This is a genomic window from Halomonas sp. LS-001, from assembly GCF_052983955.1.
Genome location: NZ_CM129816.1, coordinates 545,233 through 563,675 on the forward strand (window position 1 = coordinate 545,233; position 18,443 = coordinate 563,675).

Annotated in this window: 13 protein-coding genes; 4 read left to right on the forward strand and 9 right to left on the reverse strand. The window is 55.8% G+C overall.

The features are described 5' to 3' along the window. Positions 1-26: 26 nt before the first annotated feature. The 3 genes from ACU6TU_RS02395 to tkt are packed head-to-tail and all read right to left on the reverse strand — an operon-like array spanning position 27 to position 3,092. A complete protein-coding gene (locus tag ACU6TU_RS02395; protein WP_447142998.1) occupies positions 27-740 on the reverse strand; it encodes an LrgB family protein in 714 nt (237 codons plus the stop codon). Further along, a complete protein-coding gene (locus ACU6TU_RS02400; protein WP_447142999.1) occupies positions 730-1,083 on the reverse strand; it encodes a CidA/LrgA family protein in 354 nt (117 codons plus the stop codon). The genes ACU6TU_RS02395 and ACU6TU_RS02400 overlap by 11 nt, the downstream gene beginning before the upstream one ends. An 11-nt stretch (positions 1,084-1,094) precedes the next feature. Continuing rightward, the gene (gene tkt, locus ACU6TU_RS02405; protein ID WP_447143000.1) at positions 1,095-3,092 is read right to left on the reverse strand and encodes a transketolase; all 1,998 of its coding nucleotides are present in this window, start codon (positions 3,090-3,092) and stop codon (positions 1,095-1,097) included. A 274-nt stretch (positions 3,093-3,366) separates the two neighbouring features. On the opposite strand from tkt, the gene metK reads away from it, so the two are divergent. From metK to ACU6TU_RS02420, 3 genes are all read left to right on the forward strand, one after another. Then, complete coding sequence (gene metK, locus ACU6TU_RS02410; RefSeq protein ID WP_447144164.1) at positions 3,367-4,587, forward strand: methionine adenosyltransferase; 1,221 nt, start codon at positions 3,367-3,369, stop codon at positions 4,585-4,587. 161 nt (positions 4,588-4,748) lie between these two features. Further along, positions 4,749-6,440, forward strand: coding sequence for an NAD-dependent DNA ligase LigB (gene ligB / locus ACU6TU_RS02415; protein WP_447143001.1), 1,692 nt, complete (start codon positions 4,749-4,751; stop codon positions 6,438-6,440). Positions 6,441-6,716: 276 nt separating this feature from the next. Continuing rightward, complete coding sequence (locus tag ACU6TU_RS02420; RefSeq protein WP_447143002.1) at positions 6,717-8,357, forward strand: GMC family oxidoreductase; 1,641 nt, start codon at positions 6,717-6,719, stop codon at positions 8,355-8,357. Positions 8,358-8,369: 12 nt separating this feature from the next. Here the strand turns inward: ACU6TU_RS02420 and ACU6TU_RS02425 are convergent, their stop codons facing one another. Beyond that, positions 8,370-9,308 carry an AEC family transporter gene (locus tag ACU6TU_RS02425; protein WP_447143003.1) on the reverse strand — a complete coding sequence of 313 codons (939 nt, stop codon included), beginning with the start codon at positions 9,306-9,308 and terminating at the stop codon, positions 8,370-8,372. Positions 9,309-9,464: 156 nt separating this feature from the next. Between ACU6TU_RS02425 and metF the strand changes: the two genes are divergently transcribed. Continuing rightward, the gene (metF, locus tag ACU6TU_RS02430; protein ID WP_447143004.1) at positions 9,465-10,307 is read left to right on the forward strand and encodes a methylenetetrahydrofolate reductase [NAD(P)H]; all 843 of its coding nucleotides are present in this window, start codon (positions 9,465-9,467) and stop codon (positions 10,305-10,307) included. Positions 10,308-10,464: 157 nt separating this feature from the next. On the opposite strand, the gene ACU6TU_RS02435 is transcribed toward metF, so the two are convergent. The 5 genes from ACU6TU_RS02435 to prlC form a co-directional block, all read right to left on the reverse strand. Further along, positions 10,465-12,663: a TRAP transporter permease gene (locus ACU6TU_RS02435; RefSeq protein ID WP_447143005.1), complete on the reverse strand. Its 2,199-nt coding sequence runs from the start codon at positions 12,661-12,663 to the stop codon at positions 10,465-10,467. A gap of 107 nt (positions 12,664-12,770) precedes the next feature. Then, positions 12,771-13,751 carry a TAXI family TRAP transporter solute-binding subunit gene (locus tag ACU6TU_RS02440; protein ID WP_447144165.1) on the reverse strand — a complete coding sequence of 327 codons (981 nt, stop codon included), beginning with the start codon at positions 13,749-13,751 and terminating at the stop codon, positions 12,771-12,773. Positions 13,752-14,127: 376 nt separating this feature from the next. Next, entirely contained in the window at positions 14,128-15,900 is a 1,773-nt protein-coding gene (locus ACU6TU_RS02445) for a Na/Pi cotransporter family protein (RefSeq protein ID WP_447143006.1), read from the reverse strand. A 126-nt stretch (positions 15,901-16,026) separates the two neighbouring features. Next, complete coding sequence (locus ACU6TU_RS02450) at positions 16,027-16,278, reverse strand: YheV family putative zinc ribbon protein (RefSeq protein ID WP_447143007.1); 252 nt, start codon at positions 16,276-16,278, stop codon at positions 16,027-16,029. 53 nt (positions 16,279-16,331) lie between these two features. Beyond that, positions 16,332-18,380, reverse strand: a complete 2,049-nt coding sequence (gene prlC, locus ACU6TU_RS02455) for an oligopeptidase A (RefSeq protein WP_447143008.1) — start codon at positions 18,378-18,380, stop codon at positions 16,332-16,334. Between the last annotated feature and the right edge of the window lie 63 nt (positions 18,381-18,443).

The window sequence follows — 18,443 nt, forward strand, 5'->3', positions numbered from 1 at the left end:
CTTAATGCAGACGCTGAAGATGATGGTTAGCTGACCAGACGCCAGGCCAGCGGTAGCAGTAGCGCCGTAAAAATCCCTGTTAAGCTCATGCCGAGTGAGGCGAAAGCACCTGCTGTGGGGCCTATCTCAAACGCCCTGACCGTGCCGATGGCATGGCCGTTAAGCCCGAGTGCAAAACCGATCAGACGTTCATCGGTAATTCCCATGAACCGGGCGCTAAGGCTGACAAACGCAATCGACATCACGCCAGTGATTAACAGTCCGCCCAGCAGCAGCGCAATAGAACCGCCAAATTGTTCGGTAATACCAATCGCAATGGGCGCCGTAACGGATTTGGCTGCCAATGAGGCAAGCACCAGATCGGAGGCACCCAGCAACCAGGCGATGCCCAGTGCGTACACGACAGCGAGGCTGGCGCAGACCGGCAGGCATACCGCCAGCGGGCGCCATAGCTCACGAATACGTGGAAGCTGCTGATACAGCGGCATACCGAGTGCCACCGTGGCAGGGCCAAGCAGGAGAGAAAGCCAGTTTGCCCCCTGTTGGTAGGTCGAGTAATCAAGGCCGCTGATCAGTAGAAAACTGGCTAACAACAGGGCGGCGACCAAAACCGCAGGTAACCAAGTAGGTTGCCTGAGCCACCTGAAAATCGCCAGGCCCATCAAGTAGGCTGCGATGGTGAGCGCCACTGCAAAGAAAGGCGTTGCCGTAAGCTGTTCAATCAAGGCATTACTTAGCATGCTCACCCCGCATCAGGCGGCGCATTAACCAGAGCGTCGTGAACACACTCAGAAAAGTGCCCAAGACCAGGCCGATGGCGATGGCAATCCATTGCCCACCGAACTCACCGGCAATAAAGAAAACCCCGACAACGCCGGGCATGATTAGCATGGCCAGTAGGGCAATCAGCGGCTGAGCGGCCGCGGCGAGGGTATCAGGCACCCCGCCGCGTAGCGCCAGTGTAATGCTCAGCAGCAACATGCCCAGCACGCCAGAAGAGACGGGAATCGCGGTGAAGTAAACGATTACCTCCCCGATCAGCCAGTAACTGATAAGCCACAGAAAACCACCTAACGCTGCCACAGGATTACCTATCAGGCTTGCTCGATCAGACGATTGGCCTGTTCGATGATGTTTTCGACCGTAAAACCAAAATGCTTGAACAGGTCGCCAGCAGGCGCTGATTCACCATAAGTGGTCATGCCGATAACACAGCCTTCCAGCCCTACGTACTTGTACCAGTAGTCAGCATGGCCCGCTTCGATGGCGATCCGTTTGGTGATGCTGGCAGGAAGTACCTGCTCACGGTATTTAGCATCCTGGCCGTTGAAGCGGTAGGTGGACGGCATGGAAACCACACGCACGGCTTTACCCTGTTTTTCCAGCTCAGCTGCCGCGTCCATTGCCAAAGCGACTTCGGAACCGGTGGCAATCAGGATCAGCTCGGGGGTGGCATCACTATCCTTGAGGATATAGCCGCCGCGCTGAATATCCGCCAGCTGGGTTGTGGTGCGAGGCTGGTTAGGCAGGTTCTGGCGTGAGAGCACCAGTGCCGTTGGCCCGGAACGGCGTTTCAGTGCCGCATCCCAGGAGGCGGCTGTTTCCGTTGCATCACAAGGGCGCCAGGTGTTCAGGTTAGGCGTGGTGCGCAGGCTGGTGAGCTGCTCGATAGGCTGATGGGTAGGCCCATCTTCCCCCAGGCCAATGGAATCATGCGTAAAGACATAGGTGGTATGAAGCCCCATCAGAGCGGCCATACGCACGGAATTGCGCATGTATTCCATAAAGATCAGGAAGGTCGCGCCATATGGCACGAAACCACCGTGGAGAGCGATACCGTTCATGATCGCGCCCATGCCGAACTCACGCACCCCATAATGCAGGTAGTTGCCGCTGGCATCATCCGGCGTGATGGCTTTGGCGCCGTTCCAGAATGTCAGGTTGGAGGGTGCCAGGTCTGCACTGCCACCCAGCAGTTCGGGCATCTGAGGCCCCAGAACGTTGAGGACATTCAGTGATGCCTTACGCGTGGCGATGTTTTCGCTTTTTTCCTGACTCTGCTGGATGAAGGCCTCGCTGGAAAGCTCCGGCGGGAGACGACCTTTCAGGCGACGGTTGAATTCCTGCGCTTCGGCAGGGAAGGCCTCTTCGTAACGGCGCATCTTCTCTTCCCACGCCTGCTGATGTTTTTTGCCAGCATCGCGAGCATCCCAGGCCGTATAGACAGGCTCGGGGATATGGAAAGGTGCATGGGGCCAGCCCAGCTGTTCACGCGCTGCGGCCACTTCATCATCGCCTAACGGTGCGCCATGGGCTTCTTCCTTGCCCTGCTTGTTGGGAGAGCCAAAGCCAATGATGGTTTTGCAGATGATCAGGCTAGGCTTATCGTCATGCTGCTGGGCAAGTTCGATGGCAGCCCTGATTTCTTCAGGCTTATGGCCATCAACGTTTGGCACCACATGCCAGCCATAGGCTTCAAAGCGTTTGGCCGTATCGTCGGTAAACCAGCCATCGACTTCACCATCGATGGAAATGCCGTTGTCATCGTAGATAGCGGTCAGCTTGCCGAGCTTCTGAGTGCCCGCGAGAGACGCCACTTCATGGGAGATGCCTTCCATCAAGCAGCCGTCACCGAGAAAACACCAGGTACGGTGATCAACAATGGTGTGGCCTGGGCGGTTGAACTGAGCACCTAGCGTTTTCTCGGCAAGTGCCATGCCCACTGCGTTGGCAAACCCCTGGCCGAGCGGGCCGGTGGTAGTTTCGATCCCCGGTGCATAGCCGAATTCCGGATGGCCAGCGGTCGGCGAGTGCAACTGGCGGAAATTGCGCAGTTGCTCAAGGCTCAGTTCATAACCGCTTAGGTGCAGCAGAGAGTAGAGCAGCATTGAACCGTGGCCGTTGGAAAGAATAAAACGGTCACGGTCAGCCCATTTGGGGTCTTCGGGGTTATGCTTGAGGTAGTCATTCCATAGCACCTCGGCAATATCTGCCATGCCCATGGGCGCGCCAGGATGGCCGGATTTGGCCTTCTGAACAGCATCCATGGAAAGGGCGCGAATGGCATTGGCCAACTCGAAACGGGACGGCATGGGGGGCTCCTCGCCTGAAAACGATAGTAAAACGCGTATTGTCGCTGACTTCGTCAGCGGCGGCAAATAATGTGGCTATTCAGGGATTAAATTTATGCTGCGGTGCAATGTCGGTCAATATCGATGCAAGAGTCTGTGAAGCGCCGCCAACAGGGTGTAAACTCTGCCCCCCGAATTGGCATGGCCACTTCCTATATAGGTAGGCAGGGCCTCCTGCCATGATTTCCTGCTGATGCTACGAGCGACAGCCGTCACACAGAAGGTCAAAAGCGCGATGAGCGAATATTCCCTGTTTACTTCCGAGTCCGTTTCCGAAGGGCATCCCGATAAAATTGCCGATCAGATTTCTGATGCCGTGCTGGATGCTATCATCGCCCGTGATAAACAGGCACGTGTTGCCTGCGAAACCATGGTCAAAACGGGCGTGGCGATTATTGCCGGTGAGATTACCACCAGTGCCTGGGTCGACCTGGAAGCACTGGTACGTCAAGTGATTACCGAGATTGGCTACACATCGTCTGATGTCGGGTTTGACGGGGCTACCTGTGGTGTCGTCAACCTGATCGGCAAGCAGAGTGTCGATATTGCCCAAGGCGTTGACCGTGCCAAGCCAGAAGACCAGGGAGCGGGTGACCAGGGCCTGATGTTTGGTTATGCCACCAACGAAACCGCCTCGCTGATGCCTGCCCCGATTCATTACTCGCATCGTCTGGTTGAACGTCAGGCGGAGCTGCGTAAGCAAGGGCTGTTACCGTGGCTGCGCCCGGATGCCAAAAGCCAGGTGACGTTCCGCTACGACGCCGATGGCAAACCCAGTGGCGTGGAGGCCGTGGTGCTTTCGACCCAGCACGACCCTGAGATTGATCAGGAAGCGCTGCGCACCATGGTGAAACGCGAAATCATCGAACAGGTCATTCCCAATGAATGGCTGGATGACAATACCCAGTTTCATATCAATCCGACCGGCACCTTCGTGATTGGCGGCCCGGTGGGGGACTGTGGTCTGACAGGTCGCAAGATCATTGTCGATACCTACGGCGGCATGGCACGCCACGGTGGCGGTGCCTTCTCCGGCAAAGACCCTTCCAAAGTTGATCGCAGCGCCGCCTATGCAGGCCGTTACGTGGCCAAAAACGTTGTGGCAGCTGGCTTGGCGGATAAATGTGAAATCCAGGTCTCTTACGCGATTGGCGTTGCCGAGCCGACCTCGGTGGCGATTGATACCTTCGGCACTGGCCATATTCCCGACGCCGACATCGTCAAACTGGTGCGTGAGCATTTTGATCTGCGTCCCTTCGCGATCACCAAAATGCTTGACCTGCTGCATCCCATGTATCAGCTGACAGCCGCCTACGGGCATTTTGGCCGCGAGCCGTTTGAACACAGCTATCACTGGGTAGATAGCACTGGGGAAGAGCAAACCGAAACCTTTACTGCTTTCCCGTGGGAAAAAACCGATAAAGCCGATGCCTTGCGTCAGGCGGCAGGCGTATAAGAGCCATCCCTGACGTTTGATGTCTGATGCTAAAACGCCTCGTGGAGAGAGAACGATACCGCGGGGCGTTTTTTTGTCTATGCTTAAAATGCAAGAACAGATAGCGCAAGAACAGATGGCCGCAGGAAGCGGAGCAAAGACCAAAAAAGGAGATCACAGGGATGTGTCGATGGATAAAAAGCCTGCCGATCTGGCTGGTGCTTATGGCACCCACTGCCCAGGGGGAAGGCTGCCCGAATAAACCCGCAGCGGCCCTTAACGCCGATATTCAGGGGCTAAGCGAACAGATCAACCTCTGGGACGCCGCCTACTATCATGAAGGCACCTCGCTGGTTGCCGATGAACTCTACGACCAGGCCGTAGCCCGGCTGGAAACATGGCGTGCCTGTGCAGGCATCACCCAGCCTCATCGCCGAGAAAGATCGCTTGCTGAAGGAGATGAAATACGCACGCATCCCTTTGCCCAACGCGGCCTCGAAAAGCGCGACGCGGCTGATATCAAACGCTGGGTGAGTCGTCGGCATGACCTCTGGATTCAACCGAAAGTCGATGGCGTTGCCGTCACCCTTGAATATGTTGATGGCCAGCTAGTTGCCGCCATAAGCCGAGGGGACGGTCAGAACGGGCATGACTGGAGCGCGCAGGCACAGCGGATTGCCGCCATTCCTGACTCATTGCCGCTGCCGATAACGGCGGTGTTGCAGGGCGAACTCTACTGGCAGGTGAATGATTACAGGCAGGCGCAGGACGGCCACCGTCGGGCACGCAGTACCGTTGCCGGAGCCATGGCACAGGCAGCGCCAGACACAGAAACCCTGTCACGTATCGGGCTATTTGTATGGGGATGGCCGGATGGCCCGTCGACCATGCCGGAGAAGCTGGCCAGGCTCACTGAGCTGGGTTTTAACACCGCGGATTACACGCACTCAGTGAACGATTACGCCCAGGCAGACGGTTGGCGAGAGCGCTGGTTTCATCAGCCGTTGCCGTTTGCCACCGATGGCATCGTGCTTAAACAGGGCGAACGTTTGGAGGGCCAGCACTGGAGTGATGAACCCCCTGATTGGGCCGTTGCCTGGAAATACCCGGCCCGGCAGGTACTCGCTGAAGTGCGCGGTGTTGCCTTTCGTATCGGCCGGACAGGGCGGATAACACCGCTGATTCACTTGCACCCGGTGACGCTTGAAGGGCGCAGAATCAGCCGCGTCTCGCTGGGTTCGCTGGCGCGTTGGCAAGCGCTGGATGTGCGAGCGGGTGACCACGTTGCGGTAACGCTGGGTGGGCTGACAATTCCACAGCTGGCCAGTGTTGTCTGGTCAGCGCCTGAGCGCCAAACCCTGCAGGTGCCGGATGAACAGGCCTATCACGGGCTAAGCTGCCTGCAACTGCAAAGCGCGCTCCCCGGCTGTCAGGATCAACTGCTGGCCCGTTTGGACTGGCTAGGGAAGACACTGGAATTGCGCGGTATCGGGGAAAGTACCTGGCAAGCGCTACTTAACGCCGGTGCTGTCACCGGGTTGCTTGATTGGTTGTGGTTGACCGAAAGCGCATTGACGCAAGTGCCCGGCATCGGTGACACCACCGCTACCCAACTCCTGGCCCAGTTTGAAAACGTAAAAACGCAACCCTTTGCCACCTGGCTGGAAGCACTCGGTGCGCCCACCGGGCACGAAAAGGCGACAGGCAACTGGACAACCCTTGCAGCGCTGAGTGTCGCAGAATGGCAAGCACTACCCGGCATTGGCCCTGTACGCAGCGAAGCACTCCACGCCTTTTTCAACCACCCCGAACTCCAGCGAATGGCGGAAGCTCTCCAACGCGCAGGCGTGGCAGGGTTTGATGTCTTGGACTGAGGGTAAAGGTCTGAAAATGCAATTTTAATTAAGAATGATTAAATTGCAGGCGAGTTTGCTTCAAAGACGGGTCTGATAGCCTAGAGTCTCTCAACAGGCTTTAAGAATTAGTGCTAAAAACGTCACTTCGCTAATCTGACAATGAAATAGTCGATATCGCGTATTTAATGGAGAAATAATCATGGAAGAAGTCAACTTGCTCGCTTTTGTTGAGGTGATGCTAAGTCAAAGGGGTGAGCAGATTGAAGCCTTATCAAAGGGCTTCTGAGATAACTCATGTTCGATTATATCATCGTCGGTGCGGGGTCCGCCGGTTGTGTTCTTGCCAACCGTCTGTCGGCTGACCGAAACACGCGGGTGTGCCTTGTTGAGGCTGGCTCGGGCGACAGAAATCCTTTTATTCATATGCCGCTGCCTGGGATGGCGCTGCTGGCACACACCAAAAAGCTCAACTGGGCCTATAAAACGGCACCCGAGCCTGCGCTGAACGGTCGGCGGCTATATTGGCCGCGCGGTAAGGTGCTGGGCGGTTCCAGCTCGGTTAACGCGATGATTTACGCGCGTGGGCACTCCGCTGATTACGATGGGTGGGCTGCCGCCGCTGGGCCGGCATGGAGCTGGGAGCGCGTGCGAGCGTTGTTTTTACGGATGGAAGGCAACACGGCCCTTTCAGGTATGCACCATAATACCGAAGGCCCCCTGTCAGTCAGTAACCTACGCGAAGTCAACCCGATGAGCCGCGCCTTTGTTCAGGCGGGGGTGGAATGTGAGTTTCCTGAAAACCCTGATTTCAATGGCGAGAGCCAGGAGGGTGTTGGCCTGTATCAGGTGACTCAACGTAACGGTAAACGTTTTAGCGCCGCCCGTGCTTTTCTTGACCCGGTACGAAACCGGCCGAACCTTACGATTGAGACGGGCGCGCAGGTTGAGCGAGTGTTATTCGAGGGGCATCGAGCTACGGGTGTGCAACTGCATGATCGGGAGTTGCGGTTAAATGCGGGCGGTGAGGTGATTCTGTCAGGTGGTGCTGTGAATTCGCCAAAGCTATTGATGCTTTCAGGCATTGGGCCAGCAGAAGAACTGGCACGTCATAGTATCCCGCTGCTGCACAATGCGGCAGAGGTTGGCGAGAACCTAGCGGATCATCTTAATATTGCCGTCATGTCTTCCACAAAGGAGAGTGAGCCCCTGGGTATTGCGCCCAGCTTTATACCGCGGGCCATCAAGGCAGCCTGGCGCCTGGCGACACAAAGCTCGGGGGAATTTACATCGAATGTGGCGGAAGCCGGTGGCTTTGTGAAATCCGATCCATCCCAGGAGCGCCCCGATCTACAGTTCCATTTTATCCCGGCGTATTTACGCAACCATTGGCGGGAGGTCTTATGGGGCTATGGTGTCACGATGCACGTATGCGCTCTGTTTCCGAAAAGCCGGGGTCGTATACGGCTAAACAGTGCCGACCCATTGGCATCTGCGCGGATTGAAGCCAATTATCTGAGTCATCCTGATGACGTTGCCGTTATGCTGAAGGGCCTGAAAATCGCCCGCCGCATCATGGCTGCACCGGCATTATCTACGCGGATCAAGGCCGAAATCGAACCAGGCGAGTCCCTTCAGTCGGACGAGGAATTGATCGAATACATCAGAACACTCTCCGAGACAATCTATCATCCGGTCGGGACCTGCCGGATGGGGCGGGACGCGGTCTCCGTTGTGGATCCGCAGGCGCGCGTGAGGGGCGTTCAGGGGTTGCGTGTCGTTGATGCCTCGATCATGCCTGCAATCATCGCCGGAAACACGAATGCGCCAACCATGATGATCGCGGAAAACGTGGCCGATATGATGTTGAGCGTCAGCGCAGACTGCCCGGAACACCGCCACAGTGGTGCAGACGTGTTTGAACAAGCCTATCCCTGAACGAGCCTATCCCTAAACCAGCCCGGTCATTTTTAGCATCACCCCCAGATATAAAGGAATCAGAAACGGCGCCATCAGTGTGGTGACCAACACCGCGAGCGCGCCTTTCTGTGGCTGAATCCCCAGTTCCATGGCGACTACCACCACGTTGGCGGCCATGGGCACCACACCCAGTAGCAGAATGGCCATGGCAAGCGGTGCCGGAATATTCATCCACTGCTGCAAGGCCAGCACAATCCCCAGGGTAGCCAGTGGCCACACCCCGTAACGCAGTGCGACACAGGCTGCAATAAAGCGTGTGTCCCAGGCGGCCAGGGTGACGCTACTGAGCGTCATGCCGATAATCATCATGCCCAGCAAGGTGTAGGTGGCAGGAAAAACATCCAGTGATGTCATCAAGGCCGGGGGAAGTGTGATATTCAGCTGCGTCAGTAGTAACGCTGCCAAAAAGGCGTATATCAGCGGTAGGCGAGCAATCTTGACAAGGCTCTGGCGTACCGAGAACTGCCCGCGAGCGCTGATATAAAACCCCACGGTAAATTCATACAGCGTGATCCCCAGAATACAGAACAGGTACAGCGTGATGCCTTCGGGTGGCAGGAGGATCAAGGCCACAGGCAGGCCAAAATACCCGGTATTACCCGTTCCTGAGGAAAATGCCAGCAGAGCGCCTTCCTGGGCACCAAAGCGATGCCGCGTGGTGGCGCTGACCAGCACGGCAATGGCGCTGCTGGTCATAAACAGCACGAGGGTCAGTAACAGATAGTCTGGTGTGGGCCCGCCGTTCATTAGCGCACGGAAAAACGTAAACGGTGCAATCAGATAAACCAGCAGGGTGGCAATCGGGCGCGGGTCAATGCGTAGCCACTGTGCGGCGATCCAGCCAAGCCCGACAAACGAGAGCAGCATCAACAAAGGGCCGGTCAAGGCACTGGCAGCAAGGTGATCCATGAATCATTTTCCTGAGTGTCCGGGCATTAACATGAGCCGGATTAACGTTGATGTGTGGAATCTTTCATTAGCCGAGACCCGTTGCAACAGCGAGAATAGCATTCCAGACAGCGCCCATACATCGGCAAGCCAAATTGACTGACCATGAGGAATACCATGAGCCGCCAGGAACATCCCCTCGGTATCAGCTTTGAATTTTTTCCGCCCAACACCGATGCGGGTCGTGAAAAGGTTATGCAAGCCCGTGATCAGCTGGCGACGCGTCATCCACGATTCTTTTCCGTGACGTATGGTGCAGGCGGTTCAACGCAAGCGCGCACCCGGGAAGTCGTACGCGAGGTTGGCAACAGCGGAATTACCACTGCACCGCACTTGTCCTGCATCGGCAGTGAAAAGGCGCAGCTGCGTGATTTGCTGAATGAATACCGTGAAGAAGGTATTGATAGCCTGGTGGCGCTGCGTGGCGATATGCCTTCAGGCATGGCCAGTGTCGGTGAGTTGCGCTATGCCAATGAGCTTGTCGAGTTTATTCGGGATGAAACCGGTGACCACTTTGAGATTGCCGTGGCGGCCTATCCAGAGTCTCATCCACAGGCACCTGATCTCGATAGGGATGTGGAAAACTTTGCCCGCAAGATGAAAGCGGGGGCGAATATGGCCATCACCCAGTATTTTTTCACCGCAGACGCCTACTTCCACTTTGTTGATAAGGCGCGTGCGCTGGGTGTCACGCAACCGATCATTCCCGGCATCATGCCGATCACCAACTATACCAAGCTGGCGCGTTTCTCTGATGCGTGTGGGGCGGAAATTCCGCGTTGGATTCGCAAGCAACTGGAAAGCTATGGCGATGATAGTGAGTCGATTGCTGAATTTGGCAGCGATGTGGTCACGCGTCTTTGTGAGCGTCTTCTTGATGGTGGCGCGCCAGGCCTGCATTTCTATACGCTGAACCAGTCAGCACCGGTACTGAAAATCGTTGATAACCTGACCGGCTGAGCGGTGTTATCCGCTTCCTGAAATGGCGCTCATTTGATGCCTTGCTATTGATACTTGTTATTAAAACCAGCTATTAAAAACCGGCCATTAAAAACCCCGCACTCGCAAGAGGCGGGGGTTATGTCCAAGAGCCTTTCAGCAAAGCTACGTGGTGTTGTTAGCCGGTTGAAGCGGCAGCTTTACCGTTGCCATATAGCTTACGCTGCATCATGAACAGGGCAATGCCGATGGCAAGCCCGGCAATATCGGAATAGATACCGCCGTAGATCATGAAGAGCGCTCCGATCAGCATGACGACACGTTGCCATGTTTTAACCGGCCCGAAGAACCAGGCCTGCACCATGCCCGAAAGCAGAATAATGCCCAGCGTGGCGGTAATAGCGACACGCATAATCTGCATGGTGGAGCCTTCCATCAACATGGCCGGGCTATAGAAGAACATGAACGGCACGATGAAAGCTGCCAGACCGATCTTGAACGAGGCGACGGAAGTTCCCATGGCGTTATCGCCGGAAATACCCGCTGCCGCGTAAGATGCCAATGCCACGGGTGGCGTGATCGCCGATACCACCGCGAAGTAGAACACAAAGAAGTGTGCGATTAACGGCTCGATGCCGATATTGATCAGACCCGGTGCGACGACTGACGCGGCCACGGCATATGCTGCCGTGGTGGGCATCCCCATTCCCAGCAGAATGCTGATGAGCATTGCGAAGAACAGCGCCAGTAGCTGGCTGACGCCCGCCAGGCCCAACAGCAGTGAGGAAAAGCGCGCGCCGACACCGGTCAGCGAAATAACCCCCACAATCAAACCCGCGCAGGCACAAACGGCAATGATCTGGATCGACATGATGCCCGCGAGCTGCAAGGCGCGCAGGATAGCCACAGGTCCCATCTTGTTCGGTGAAAGCCAGCTCACCACGGCGGCCGAGGCGGTGGCCAGGGTGCCCGCACGAATCACCGAGTAGCCCATGAACAGGGCGACAATCAGAATGATGATGGGGGCAAACAGATAGACCTGCTTGATCAATTTGCGGAATTTGGGAATTTCATCTTCGCGCATACCGCGCATGCCTTTGCGGGCCGCTTCAAAATCGACCATGCAATAGACAGACAGGAAGTAAAGAATGGCCGGAATGATGGCGGCAACGGCAATCTCGGTATACGGAATGCCGGTAATTTCCGCCATGATAAAGGCACCTGCCCCCATGATGGGTGGCATGATCTGCCCGCCGGTAGAGGCTGCTGCTTCAATGGCCCCCGCACTACGTCCCGGGTAGCCGACTTTTTTCATTAACGGAATGGTCAGCGAACCGGTGGAAACCACGTTCCCGGCAGAAGTGCCGTTGATCATGCCCATCAGCCCGGATGCAAAGATTGACACCTTGGCGGGGCCACCACGGGTGCGGCCAGCGGCAGCAAAGGCAAAGTTGACGAAATAGTCGCCGACCTTGGACGCTTGCAGGAACGCCGCGAAGATAATGAACAGAATGATATAGGTAGACGACACCGCCGTGGTGGGGCCGAGAATACCGGTATCAGTGTATACCTGGCTGAAGAAACGGTTAATGGACAGACCAGGATAGCCCAGAAAACCGGGTAGGTAGGGGCCAGCAAACACATAAAGCAGGAAAATAACGGAGATAACTACCAACGCCAGGCCTGCCACGCGACGCGTCAGCTCAAGGATCAGTAACGACCCCGCCACCGCGGCCCATGAGATACCCTCCGGTGCAAAGGAAGTACCTGTCGACATCCGCATGTTGGTGTTAAACGCCATCAGCAGATAACCCGCGCTGGCAAGGGCGCACACCATCAGTACCAGGTCGGCCGGGTTGAAACGATGACGTTCCTGCCGGTAAACCCAGGAAAGCACAATGGCCACCGCCGTCGTCAGCATCAGCGGGTAACCGTAATGCCAGGACTCCACCATCGGGTCGATACGCATGGCGCCGCCTGACAGCGTCTGCTGCATCATGAAGACCTGCAGGAGCGCGTAAAGCGCAGGAATCAGCAATACATAGCTGAGCCACCTGAGGGCAACGGGAGATGCTTCATGCTCACTTTGTGCAAAATTGCTTCCGGCATACAGGCCGTAACCCAGAATCAAGGCACCAGCGATGTGGACGATCCGGTAGGACCATGTCTCCATCGGATAAATATTCAGCGAAATCAGGTGAAAGGCAGAATAGGCCACTGCCATGGCAGCAAATAACCAGAACTGCCAGCCACTAAACAGACGACGGTTGTTTTCGACGATGTCTTCATCAACGCCTTCCACAACGATGGGCGAAGCGTCCGAGTCGTAAGTATCATCCTGACGATCGTCAGGATTGGGGTCAGATTTGTGACTCATAAGAGGCCACCCTCATGCATTGCCAATAGAAAAAGGGGGAGGTACATGCGAAACCTGCCCCGCCCGGCAGGTGTGCCGGAGCGGGGCAGGCCGATGGTACTTGAGGCTTACTTGATCATGTCTTCAGCAATCTCGTAGCCGTTTTCCTGGTACCAGCGAGCTGCACCCGGGTGGAAAGGCAGCACGGTATTCTTGTCGATGTTTTCCGGAATGCTAGTGACGGCGCTGCGGTGTACGGAGCGCAGGCGGTCGTTATTTTCCATGGTGACTTTGGTCACTTCGTAGACGAAATCTTCCGGCAGGTCACAACCGGCAATGGCGAAGTTCCACATGGAAACGGCGCGGGCATCTTCTTCCAGCGTTTCATAAGTGCTCGCGGGGATCATGAACTCTGCTACCGGGAAGTTCTCCAGGATGGTGTCGACCTCGGCGTCGGTGAATTCGATGATATTAACGTCGGTCTGAACTTCCAGCTGGCTGACGGCAGGAATCGGGATGCCTGCTGCAAAGGCAATGACGTCCAGCAGGCCATCCTGAAGCTGGCCGCCAAGGTCAGACCAACCACCGTTACGACGATCAAATTCTACGCCAAGGGTTTCCAGCATGGCAGGAAAGTAAGTATCGGAGGTTGAGGCAGCCGGACCAAAGCCGATGCGCGCACCGTCCGGAATATCTTCAATGGATTCAATGCCGGACGAGCTTAGCGCAGTGATCGAGAAGGGCGTTTCATACATTGGGAACATGGCACAGACGTTATCCATTTCAAGCCCCGGTGCCAGTGGGCTTTTACCGCTGATGGCGTCGGACGCCGGACCCATCGTGGTCAGGCCGAAAGCTACATCGCCACCGTGAACCAGCGCGAGATTCTGAGTCGGGCCACCGGTGACTTCGCCACCACCAGAAATTCCAAGCTCATCAGCAATGAAGTTGGCCCAGCCGGAACCGTACACGTAATAGGTGCCGCCTTGGCTTGCTGTGCCGACGGTAAAGTTATCTGGCCACGCGGAACGGTCAGCCTGAGCGTTACCTGCGGCAAGTAGCGTCATGCCAGCCAGTAAAGCAGCGGCGGTTGGCATTGCGGTTTTCATTGCGGTTTTTTTCATGCGCATGGCGAGAATTCCTGAAACTGTTATTAGATGTGAAATGACATAATCGCCCCATCTTCAGAGGCGATAACATCAGTGTTGTTACCACTCAGATATTTTTTGCATTTAAGAAGTAGCGATTACTGTGCCATGATTAGTTTTATTCTTAATAAACAATAGATTATATTTTTTGTTTTCAACTTTGGTCTATGGCGCGGGAGGGGGAAGTGTTAACAATTCCGCACGTAATGTTGTTTAAGATGTGCGGATTTACGCACACTTGTACGTAAGGATGTTTAAAGAAGGAAAAATGAAGAGTAAGAATAAGAATAAGAATAAGAATAAGAGGAAGAGAAAGAGGAAGGCAGATAGGCTTCCGCTAGACCGCGCGATGAGCCCCGTCATCAGTTTGTGCCGGTGTTAGCGCATCAATCAACCGGCTGGCCTGATGAAAATCGTTCATCAATGTTAACGCCAGGGGAGGAGCAAGGCGTTGCTGGCGCAGACGTTGAGCCGTTTCCTGTTGCCAGAATCGGCGGGTATCATCGAGTGGACCAACCAGTGTCGTGATGCTCACGGCCTCACCCTCAGGCCGCTGACTGAGGTAGTTCAGAGCCTGAGCCAGGGCTAAGCGTAATGCATCGTGTCCCTCCTTCAATGGGCTATGAGGGACTGCATGGCGTAACAGGCTGCGTTGCAGCACTTCGCCAAAACGTACTGCTTCCACCAGCCGGAAGATCTGTTGCAAGCGCGTTTCCAGATAGGCCTTCTGTGCATCAGTCAGCGGCGCTTCAAGGCGGGCATAAAACGCCAGAATTTCGCTCAACAATGGTTTGATACGCTCATGGTAGCGTTCGTTGACGGCTGGCCAGTGATGGATATCGATCGGTTTCGTGACTTTTTCCGGTGAAGGTGGATGACCCAGCACATCTGCGCTGTGCAACAGCAACGCATTGCAAAGTAGTTGGTAGGCGCGCCTTTCAAGCCGTTGGCATTCCAGTCCAATCGCATTCAACGCGGTGTCTGAATGTTGCAGCGCTGAGGCATCAAGATAGCGGGCTTCAGCCTCGCTGCGCTTGACTTCAGATGGGATAAGGCGTTCAAGCCAGTTTGCCAGGACAGTAATAAAAGGCAGCATCAACACAATGCCAAGCACATTGAACAGGGTGTGAAACAACGCTAGTTTCAGCGGCCAAGCATCTGCCTCAATGCCAATAAACGTACTAGCGTAATCTACCAGCCAAGCCAGGGGCATCAGTAATAGCAGGGCGACGGCGGCGGTGAACAGATTGAACACCACATGGGCACCGGCGAGCCGTTTAGCGGCAATGCTGGCGCCAAGCGCACCCAGTAAGGCGGTGACAGTGGTGCCTACATTCGCACCGATGGCCACTGCCAGTGCAGGCAGATAAGGCAGCTGCCCGCTCGCCAGAGCGGCAAGCGTGATCAGCAGGGTGGCATGACTGGATTGCATGACCACCGTCGCCATGACGCCAAACAGCACATACAAGGGCCAGTGCCAGAACTGGATACCAGCAAATCCGGCCAACGAAAGCCCATCCTGCCAGGCACTGAAGCCGAGTTTCATAAAGTCGATGCCCAGAAACAGTAGCCCGATGCCCATCAATAAATGGGCATAGCCATGATAAGTTTTGGAAAGCAGACGCACGCCCAGAAGCCCCGCAGCAAGAAACGGCATGGCGTAGCGAGCGAGATCAAACGACAGACCAAAGGTGGCCATCAGCCAGGCACCGGTAGTGGTGCCAAGGTTGGCACCAAACAGCAGGGCAATGCCGGCGGGCAGCGTGACAAGTCCTGCGCTGACAAATGACATGGTCAGCAATGTCATCAAGGAGCTGGATTGCACGGTTGCCGTCGTGACAGCACCGAACAGGACCGCGCGGGATTTTGTCTGTGTGGCACGCTGTAACCAGCGTTCCAGCTTGCCGCCGGAAAGCCGCTTGATGCCACTTTCCAGATATCCCATGCCCCATAGGAAAAGTCCCAGACCTGCCGCTAGCGTGGCAAGGTCCAGGTGAGACATTAAAATGGCAGTGGCCGCAATAAGGCCGACAATGACCAGCCGGGTTGTTAGCGCGGGGTGGTCATGGGCATGCTTGCGCCAGGCGCTACGCTGAGCAGCGAGCAGCATCGCAGTTTCCTTAAAGGTGATACTTAAAAGGGCTTTCTTACCTTACTGCGAAGAGCGTCTTGTTTTGAAGCGTCTTTTGTTTTTAAGAGCGTACTGTTTCGAAGAGCGTATCGCTTCGAAAAGCCCTTATTTCGAAGAGCGGCCCGGATCGAGAATGCGCACTGTCTGTATCTCCTGCTGTTTCTGTTCCTCGCGCGGCGTATTAACGCGGGTTTGTAATTCGGCTGCCGTTTCATCTTCAATGGGTAGCTGTTCAAAAAAATCGCAGCTCACACATTCCCGATAACGAATACCGTTTTGCTCCCAGGCGCGTATACGGTCCATCTCAGCACAGCGCGGGCAGGTAACCCCTGCAATAAAGCGTCTTACCGTTGACATAATAAACTCCTCGCGTGGCACTGGCATGCCACGCGATTGGTGGGATGAGGTTCTCAGGCCGCGCGAATGCCGCTGTGGCGCAATAGCGGCTCGACACTGGGTTCGCGGCCACGGAATTCACGGAACAGCTCAGCCGCATCGCGGGCACCACCCTGTTCAAGAATGTGCTGGCGGAAGCGCTGGCCGGTCACTGGGTCAAAAATGCCTTGTTCCTCGAAAGCGCTCCAGGCATCGGCCGACAATACTTCAGCCCATTTGTAGCTGTAATAGCCTGCCGCATAGCCGCCCGCGAAGATATGCCCGAAGCTATTCTGGAAACGGTTAAAGGGCACGATTGGGACAACCGCCGTCTGCTCGCGCACGTCATCTAGCATTGCCTGGATCTGTGATGCATCCGGTGCGGATGCCTGTGAATGCAGGCGCAGATCAAACACGGAAAACTCCAGCTGACGCGCCATTCCCATTGCCGACTGGAAGTTTTTGGCCGCCTGCAGCCGCTCAAGCAGCTCGGCGGATAAGGGTTCACCGGTATCCACATGGCGCGCCAGGAAGTCCAACCCTTCGCGCTCCCAGCAATAGTTTTCCATAAACTGGCTGGGCAGTTCTACCGCATCCCAGGCGACACCATTGATACCTGAAATATCGGCAATTGTCTGGCGGGTCAACATGTGATGAAGCCCGTGGCCAAACTCGTGGAATAGCGTGATGACCTCATCATGTGTCAGCAGAGCGGGCTTATCGCCGACTGGCGGCGTGAAGTTGCAGGTCAGGAAAGCGACAGGCAGCTGCAGGCCATCGGCTGTTTGATGGCGCGACCTGCAATCCGCCATCCAGGCACCACCCTGCTTACCTTCCCGGGCATACAAGTCGAGATAGAAACCGGCAATCGGGGCACCGTCTTCGGTGATATGAAAGTAACGCACATCCTGATGATAGCGAGGTATCTGCGTGTCTTCTTCAAAACGCACGCCATACAGACGCTCTACCACGCGGAACAGGCCATCAACCACATGGGGGGCCGGAAAGTAGGGGCGCAACTGTTCTTCGGAAATTGAATGGCGCGCTTCCCGCAGTTTTTCACTGGCGTATCCCACGTCCCAGGGTTGGAGAGCCTCCATCCCCAGCGTTTGCCGGGCGAAATCGGAAAGCTCAGCGAACTCTTCGCGTGCCTGAGGAACGGCGCGGCGTGCCAGGTCATTTAAAAAATCGAGTGCCTGATCCGGGGATTCGGCCATTTTGGTGGCCAGTGAGTAATCCGCGTAAGTATCAAAGCCCAGCAGAGCGGCAAGCTCACTGCGCAAGGTCAGAATCTCCTCCATGATCGCCGCATTATCAAACTTGCCAGCATCTGGGCCCTGGTCCGAGGCGCGGGTAACAAAGGCGGTATAGACCTCTTCGCGCAAGGCGCGGTCGTCAGCGTAGCTCAGAACCGGGTAGAAATTGGGGAAATCAAGGGTAATGCGATAACCTTCAACACCTTTGGCTTCAGCCGTAGCTTTCAGTGTGGCCAAGGCGCTTTCAGGCACACCCGCCAGTAACTCTGCGTTGTCGATGTCCTTGTGCCATGCCTGAGTCGCATCCAGCACATTGTTGGAATACTGGTTGGTCAGGGTCGAAAGCCGCGCCTTGATTTCACCATAGCGGCTTTTTTGCTCGGCAGGCAGATCCACCCCGGCGAGACGAAAATCGCGCAGCGTGTTCTCGACGGTGCGCTGTTGGGCCGCATCAAGTGATGCCCAGGCAGAACCTTCCTTGAGAGCTTTCCAGGCGTTAAACAGGCCTTCATGTTGACCAACCCAGGTGCTGAAGTCAGAAAGCTTGCCGAGGCAGGCTTCATACGCTTCACGCAGCTCCGGCGTATTCATGGTGCCATTCAGGTGGGAAATCGGCGACCAGACGTTAGAAAAGCGTTCGTTAACGGCTTCCAGTGGGGCAGCAAACGACGCCCAGGTGGGGGGAGTCGTCTGCGCCTGCTCTGCCAGTGTTTCGATCGCAGCACGGCTTTCTTCAAGCAATGTATCAACGGCAGGAACCACGTGTTCATGACGTATCTCGTCAAACGGCGGCAGGGTATGTTCTTCAAGCAGCGGGTTGTGGGGCATGCTGACCTCGATGGGAAAATTGCGGGATAATACATCTTTCCTATAGAGTGCGGGCGCGCTAAC